This is a genomic window from Kocuria sp. CCUG 69068 (assembly GCF_020833785.1).
Classification (GTDB): domain Bacteria; phylum Actinomycetota; class Actinomycetes; order Actinomycetales; family Micrococcaceae; genus Kocuria; species Kocuria rosea.
This window is the reverse complement of sequence record NZ_PDDL01000148.1, coordinates 1-6,393: the sequence shown is the minus strand read 5'-3', so window position 1 is coordinate 6,393 and position 6,393 is coordinate 1. Positions and strand designations below refer to the sequence as shown.

The 6,393-nt window shown below is 75.8% G+C and carries 6 protein-coding genes; 4 read left to right on the top strand and 2 right to left on the bottom strand.

All coding sequences use genetic code 11. The features are described 5' to 3' along the window. Both CRM73_RS17640 and CRM73_RS17635 read right to left on the bottom strand, forming a co-directional pair. On the bottom strand, positions 1 to 1,095 hold a 1,095-nt coding region (locus tag CRM73_RS17640), incomplete at its 3' end, for a DUF58 domain-containing protein (protein ID WP_229588633.1). After that, the gene (locus CRM73_RS17635; protein WP_017832385.1) at positions 1,092 to 2,042 is read right to left on the bottom strand and encodes a MoxR family ATPase; all 951 of its coding nucleotides are present in this window, start codon (positions 2,040 to 2,042) and stop codon (positions 1,092 to 1,094) included. The genes CRM73_RS17640 and CRM73_RS17635, both read right to left, overlap by 4 nt. A 159-nt stretch (positions 2,043 to 2,201) precedes the next feature. On the opposite strand from CRM73_RS17635, the gene CRM73_RS17630 reads away from it, so the two are divergent. The 4 genes from CRM73_RS17630 (at position 2,202) to CRM73_RS17615 (ending at position 6,327) form a co-directional block, all read left to right on the top strand. Further along, entirely contained in the window at positions 2,202 to 3,215 is a 1,014-nt protein-coding gene (locus CRM73_RS17630) for a TatD family hydrolase (RefSeq protein WP_229588632.1), read from the top strand. A gap of 216 nt (positions 3,216 to 3,431) precedes the next feature. Continuing rightward, positions 3,432 to 4,334, top strand: a complete 903-nt coding sequence (locus tag CRM73_RS17625; protein WP_229588631.1) for a type IV toxin-antitoxin system AbiEi family antitoxin domain-containing protein — start codon at positions 3,432 to 3,434, stop codon at positions 4,332 to 4,334. 146 nt (positions 4,335 to 4,480) lie between these two features. Beyond that, positions 4,481 to 5,383: a 16S rRNA (adenine(1518)-N(6)/adenine(1519)-N(6))-dimethyltransferase RsmA gene (gene rsmA / locus CRM73_RS17620; protein WP_017832382.1), complete on the top strand. Its 903-nt coding sequence runs from the start codon at positions 4,481 to 4,483 to the stop codon at positions 5,381 to 5,383. Continuing rightward, positions 5,380 to 6,327, top strand: coding sequence for a 4-(cytidine 5'-diphospho)-2-C-methyl-D-erythritol kinase (locus CRM73_RS17615; protein ID WP_229588630.1), 948 nt, complete (start codon positions 5,380 to 5,382; stop codon positions 6,325 to 6,327). Before rsmA ends, CRM73_RS17615 begins: the two co-directional genes overlap by 4 nt. Positions 6,328 to 6,393: the final 66 nt, after the last annotated feature.

Sequence of the window (6,393 nt, the reverse complement as noted above, 5' to 3'; positions counted from 1 at the left end):
CAGCGCGTCCTCCGCGGTCCCGCCGGGCCCCGTCTCCCGGGGTGCGGGCTCGGGGCGGACGCGCGCCAGCCCGTGCCGGGCGTCCTCGGCGCCGTCGTCGGTGACGGCGGTGGCGCGGGTGCGGGCGGGAGCGTCGTCGTCGTCCTCGCCACCGCGGGGGAGCGGGCGGCCGAAGGTGTCGAGGGCGTGCAGGGCGGTCTCGCGCTGGGTGAGGTGCTCGAGCACGGCGGCCGTGAAGGACACGGCCCACTCGAACTCGGCGGTGCTGGGGAGCACGCCGGCCCACAGGCGCTCCCCGGGCCAGGAGGTCTCGTCGCGGTCCAGGACCAGGGTCAGGCGGCGGGTGCTGCGGGGGTCCTCCTGGCGGACCATCAGCCGGCCGTGCTTCGCGGAGGCGGCCCAGTGCACCCGGCGCATCGGGTCGCCGTGCCGGTACTCGCGGGTGGTCACGTTGTCCGGGCCCGGCTGCGGCTGCGCCGTCCGGGACGGGTCGGTGCCGGACTCCCGCAGCCGGTCGGCGCTGATCTCCGGCAGCTCCACGGGGTCCGGGGCCACGTGCAGGGACGTGCGCTCGGAGGCGTCCAGCAGCTCGGCGGCGAGGCCGAACGGGTCGGCCACCCGCACGGTGGCCGGCCCCAGCGCGTACACGCCCCGGCGGCGGGGGCGCACGGTGTAGGCGGCGGGCTCCCCGCCGGCCTCCACGACCAGCTCGCGGTCCCCGCCCAGCGGCTCCGGGACCGTCTCGTGCACGGCGACCGCCCCGGTGACCGTCCCGCCGCGGCGGGTCCAGTGCCGCACGCGCAGCCGGACCACGGCGGAGTCCCCGGCCGTCACCAGCGCCGGGTCCACGCCGCGCTTGAGCAGCACCCTGGGCTTCACCACGTACAGGGACAGGGCGGCGAACAGGGGGGCGCCGCCGAGGAACAGGGCCAGCGCCAGCACGTCCTTGCGGCCCAGCCAGGTGGCCAGCAGCAGGCACAGGGCGCCAGCCCCCAGGAAGGCCCAGCCGCGCCCCGTGAACCGGGCGCGGGAGTCCACGGGCTGCTCCGCCCGCTCGCCCTCCGCCGTGCGCCCCGGCGCCGGCCGGCGCCTCATCGGGTCCGGGGGGTGTGCTCGGCCGGGACCCGCACCTCGTCCAGCACCGCTCGCACCAGCTCCTCCGCGGAGTCGGTGCCGGCGCGGCGGTCCAGGATCAGGCGGTGGGCGAGCACCGGCACCGCGACCGCCCGCACGTCGTCGGGCAGCACGTACTCGCGCCCGCTCAGGGCGGCCTCCGCGCGGGCGGCGGCCTGCAGCTGGAGCAGCGCCCGGGGGCTGGCGCCCAGCCGGATCTGCGGGTGCGAGCGCGTGGCCTGACCCAGCGCCACGATGTAGGCGCGCACCGCGTCCGAGACGTGGATGCCGCGCACGTGCGCCACCAGGCGGGCAGCGTCCTCGAGGGAGACCACCGGCTGCAGGCCCTCCAGCGGGGAGCCGCCGCCGTGGTCGGTGAGCATCGTCATCTCCGCCGCGGTGTCCGGGTAGCCCATCGAGATCCGGGCCGTGAACCGGTCCCGCTGCGCCTCCGGCAGCGGGAACGTGCCGTCCATCTCCACGGGGTTCTGCGTGGCCACCACCATGAACGGGGTCGACAGCCGGTAGGTCGTGCCGTCCGCCGTGACCTGGCCCTCCGCCATGCACTCGAGCAGCGCGGACTGCGTCTTGGCCGAGGCCCGGTTGATCTCGTCCCCGATCACCACGTTGGCGAACACCGGGCCGGGCTTGAACTCGAACTCGCGCCGGGCCTGGTCGTAGACCGAGACGCCCGTGATGTCCGTGGGCAGCAGGTCCGGGGTGAACTGCACGCGCGAGACCGTCCCGCCGATCGCGGTGGCCAGCGTGCGCGCCAGCATCGTCTTGCCCACGCCCGGCACGTCCTCGACCAGCAGGTGCCCGCCGGCCAGCAGCACGCTCAGGGCCGTGCGCGCCGCCTCCGGCTTGCCGTCGATCACCGCGTTGATCCGGTCCAGGATCGCCTGCGTGTACTGGGGGAAGGACTCCATGGTCTCCTCGGCTTCCTGCTCGCGTCTGCAGCTCCCAGTATGTCTGCCCGGGCCCAGCTCGTAGATTGGTCGGTGCCCGCGTGTTTCCCGTCGGCTCTCCCGTCCGCTGTCCCGTCCTCTTTCCCGATCCGCTCCCCGAGACCTCCTGAGGTGCCGCCCGTGACCGACCCCAACGCCACCCTCCTCGCCGCCTCCCTGTGGCCCGACCCCGCCGCCCGCCCCGCTCCCGCCCCCGGCGCGGCCCCCGCCGCCTACGAGCCCGAGCACTACGCTGTGCCCGAGGACGTCCTCGCGGGAGAGGGCACCCGGCGCCGCTCCGCCCAGGCCGACGACGGGCGCCGCCGCAACCTCTCCTACCCGCCCGCCCCGGAGCCGCTGCCGCACCCGGTGGCCGACAACCACACCCACCTCGACCTGCAGGACGGCCGGGTCCAGGTCTCGGTCCGGGACGCCGCGGACGCCGCCGCCCTCGCCGGGGTGGGCGGCCTCGTCCAGGTCGGCTGCGACGTCCCCTCCTCCCGCTTCGCCGTGGCCGCCGCCGAGGCCGACCCCCGGGTGCTGGCCGCCGTGGCGCTGCACCCCAACGAGGCGCCGAAGCTCGCGGCCGCCGGGACCCTTGACGAGGCGCTCGCCGCGATCCGTTCCCTGGGGGAGCACGAGCGGGTCCGGGCCTTCGGCGAGACAGGTCTCGACTACTACCGCACCGAGGGAGAGGGGCGGGAGCACCAGAAGCGGTCCTTCCGGGAGCACATCCGCTTCGCCCAGGAGACCGGCAAGGCGCTGCAGATCCACGACCGGGACGCCCACGCCGACGTCGTCGCCGTCCTGCTGGAGGAGGGCGCCCCCGAGCGCACCGTGTTCCACTGCTTCTCCGGGGACGAGGAGCTCGCGCGCACCTGCAACGAGCACGGCTGGTACATGTCCTTCTCCGGGACCGTCACCTTCAAGAACAGCCACGACCTCAAGGCCGCGCTGCGCACCGCCCGCCCCGAGCTGGTGCTCACCGAGACCGACGCGCCGTTCCTCACCCCCCACCCGTACCGGGGCCGGCCCAACGCCAGCTACGTGGTCAACTACACGGTGCGCGGCATGGCGGGCATCCTCGAGCAGGAGCTCGAGCCGCTGTGCGAGCGCCTCTGGGCGAACACCTTGGAGGTGTACGGCCCCTTCTGACCCGCGGCGCCCCCGTTTCCCCTCACTCGCGCTCCCGCCCCCGCCGAGTCCCCCGTGTGCTCGCAGTTCCCCCCGATCGATCGGGGGGAACTGCGAGCACACGGGGGACTCGGCGCAGCTCGACTCCTTCTCCCCACCCAGAGTGGGCCGGTGCCCGTGTCCACACCGGCCGGTCGCGTCGTCCCGGCGGGAGGCAGGCGCTGCTATCCACGAGGCATGATCGAGCTCCAGAGCACCGCCGACCTCCTCGACCACGGCCTCAGCAGCCACGAGGTCCGCCGCCGGGTGCGGGACGGACGGCTGCAGCGCATCCACCCCGGCTACTTCGTGGACACGCGCCGGTACCGCGAGCTGTCCCCCGAGCAGCAGGTGCTCCTGAAGCACCGGGCCTACGCGCGGGCGGCACACGTGACCCCGGTGTTCTGCCTGGCCTCGGCGGCCGTGGTGCACGGGCTGGGGCTGCGACGGGTCCCGTCCCGGATCCACACGGTCTCGCCGCCGGAGCGCGGCACCCACCACGGCTACACGTCGGTCGTCCGCCACGAGGCCGTCCTGGCTGCCGCGGACGTCGTGGCGGTGGACGGACTGCGGGTCACCTCGGCGGAGCGGACCCTGCTGGACTGCGCGAGGCTGCTGCCGTTCACCGACGCCGTGGTCATCGCGGATCAGGCCCACCATGTGGGCGTGTCCCGGTCCCGCCTGGAGAAGCGCCTCCCGCAGTGGGCCGGCCGGCGCGGGGTCAGGCGGGCGCGGTCCGTGCTCGCCGCCATGGATCCGCGCTCGGAGTCCGTCGGCGAGACGCTGACCAGACTGCTGCTGGCGGACTCGTCGTTGCCCATGCCGCGGCTGCAGTGGGTCATCGAGGGCCGCAGCGGGTCCTATCGGGCCGACTTCGCCTGGCCCGAGCACCGGCTGGTGCTCGAGTTCGACGGCGAGACCAAGTACGCCGGGGCCGCCACGCTCCGAGCCGTGCTGCGCGACGAGCGACGGCGCGAGGTGGAGATCCAGGAGCTGGGGTGGACGGTGATCCGCGTGGGATGGAACGACGTGGTGCATCGTCCGGCGGCGACTCTGGCACGGATCGAGGCCGCTCTCCTGCGCGCGGCGAGTGCACACTGACCTCAAGCCGGCCCGCATGAGCGCCGAGTCCCCCAGGGGGCCGCAAATCCCCTGGATCGAACGGGGGGAACTGCGACCCCATGGGGGACTCGGCGGCGAGGAGGGGGGCGAGGGGTGCCAGGGCACCGGGCCGATACGATGGGGCGGTGACAGAATCCACCGCGCCAGAGCCCGCCGCCCGCGCCCTGCTGGGGCCCGCGGAGATCCGGGCGCTCGCCGAGCAGCTCGGGATCCGGCCGACCAAGACGCTGGGGCAGAACTTCGTGATCGACCCCAACACGATCCGGCGGATCATCGCCGCCGCGCGGCTGGGGGAGCACGAGACGGTGCTCGAGGTGGGACCGGGCCTCGGCTCGCTGACCCTGGGGCTGCTGGACGCCGCCGAGCAGGTCGTGGCGGTGGAGATCGACCCCCCGCTGGCGGCGCAGCTGCCGCACACCGTGGAGCGGCTGCGCCCCGAGCGGGCCGGACGGCTGACCGTGCTCGAGCAGGACGCCATGCGCGTGCAGGAGCTGCCCGCCGAGCCGACCGCCCTGGTGGCGAACCTGCCCTACAACGTGGCCGTCCCGGTGCTGCTGCACCTGCTGGCCCGCTTCCCCTCGATCCGCCGCGGGCTGGTCATGGTGCAGGAGGAGGTCGCGGACCGGCTGGCCGCGGCGCCGGGCTCCAAGGTGTACGGGGTGCCGTCGGTCAAGGCCTCCTGGTACGCGGAGGTCACCAAGGCCGGGACGATCGGGAAGAACGTGTTCTGGCCGGCGCCGAAGATCGCCTCGGGGCTGGTGCGCTTCGTCCGCCGCGAGCAGCCGGTGGCGGACGTGGACCGGGAGCTGGTCTTCGCCGCGGTGGACGCCGCCTTTGCCCAGCGGCGCAAGACCCTGCGGGCCGCCCTCGCCGGCTGGGCGGGCTCCGCCGCGGCGGCCGGCGAGATCCTCGAGGCCGCCGGGATCGACCCCGGGGAGCGCGGGGAGAAGCTGGACGTCCACGAGTTCGCCCGGATCGCGCGGGCCGGCGCCGCCGCGGGCCTGACCGCCGGGGTGCGCGGGGCATGACCGCGGTGCTGCTCACGGAGCGCGCCGGCGCGCCCGGCAAGGTCAACCTGTTCTTCGCCGCGGGCCCGCCGCGCTCGGACGGCTACCACGACGTCGCGAGCCTGTACTGCGCGGTGAGCACGGGGGAGACCGTGACGGCCACGCTGACCCGGGGTGCCGGCACCACCGTGGGCGTGGCGGCGGTCCCGGGCTCGCTCGTGGCCCAGCAGCTCGACCGCGGGACGTTCTCCCTGGACGCCGTGCCCACCGACGGGTCCAACCTGGCCGTCCGGGCCGCCGAGGCCGTGCTCGCCCGCTTCCCGCCCCTGGCGGGCGGGCTGCACCTGCAGCTCGACAAGGCCGTGCCCGTGGCCGGCGGCATGGGCGGGGGCTCCGCGGACGCCGCGGCGGCCCTGGTCGCCGTGAACCGGCTCGCCGCCCGCGTCTCGGGGGAGCCCGAGCTCGACGACGACGCGCTGCTGGAGCTCGCGGCCGGTCTCGGCGCCGACGTGCCGTTCGCGCTGACGGGCGGGGCCGCGGTCGGCACCGGGACGGGATCCCGGCTGCGCCCGGTGGCGGTCGGGGCGACGCTGCACCTGGTGCTGGTGGCGGCCGAGGCGGGCCTGTCGACGCCCGCCGTCTACGCGGAGCTGGACCGGCTGCGCGCGGATCAGGACGTCCCGGCGCCGCGGCTGCCGGGCGATCTCGAGGCGGTCCTGGGCGCCGGGGCGGCCGGTGAGCTGGCCCCGCTGCTGGCCAACGACCTGCAGGCCGCGGCCCTGTCCCTCGCGCCGCAGCTGGGGCCGGTGCTGGCCGCGGGCGCGGCCGCCGGCGCCCTGGCGAGCTTCGTGTCCGGGTCCGGGCCCACGGTGGCGCACCTGGTGGCGGACGCCGCCGCGGCCGAGGACCTCGCGGACGTGCTCAGGGGCCAGGGAGCGCCCGCTCTCGCGGTGCGGGCTCCCTGACCCCTGGCCTCCGGCCGCCGGCGCCTGGATCTGACCTGACCTCCCGGGTTCAGGCGGCGCCGGCGG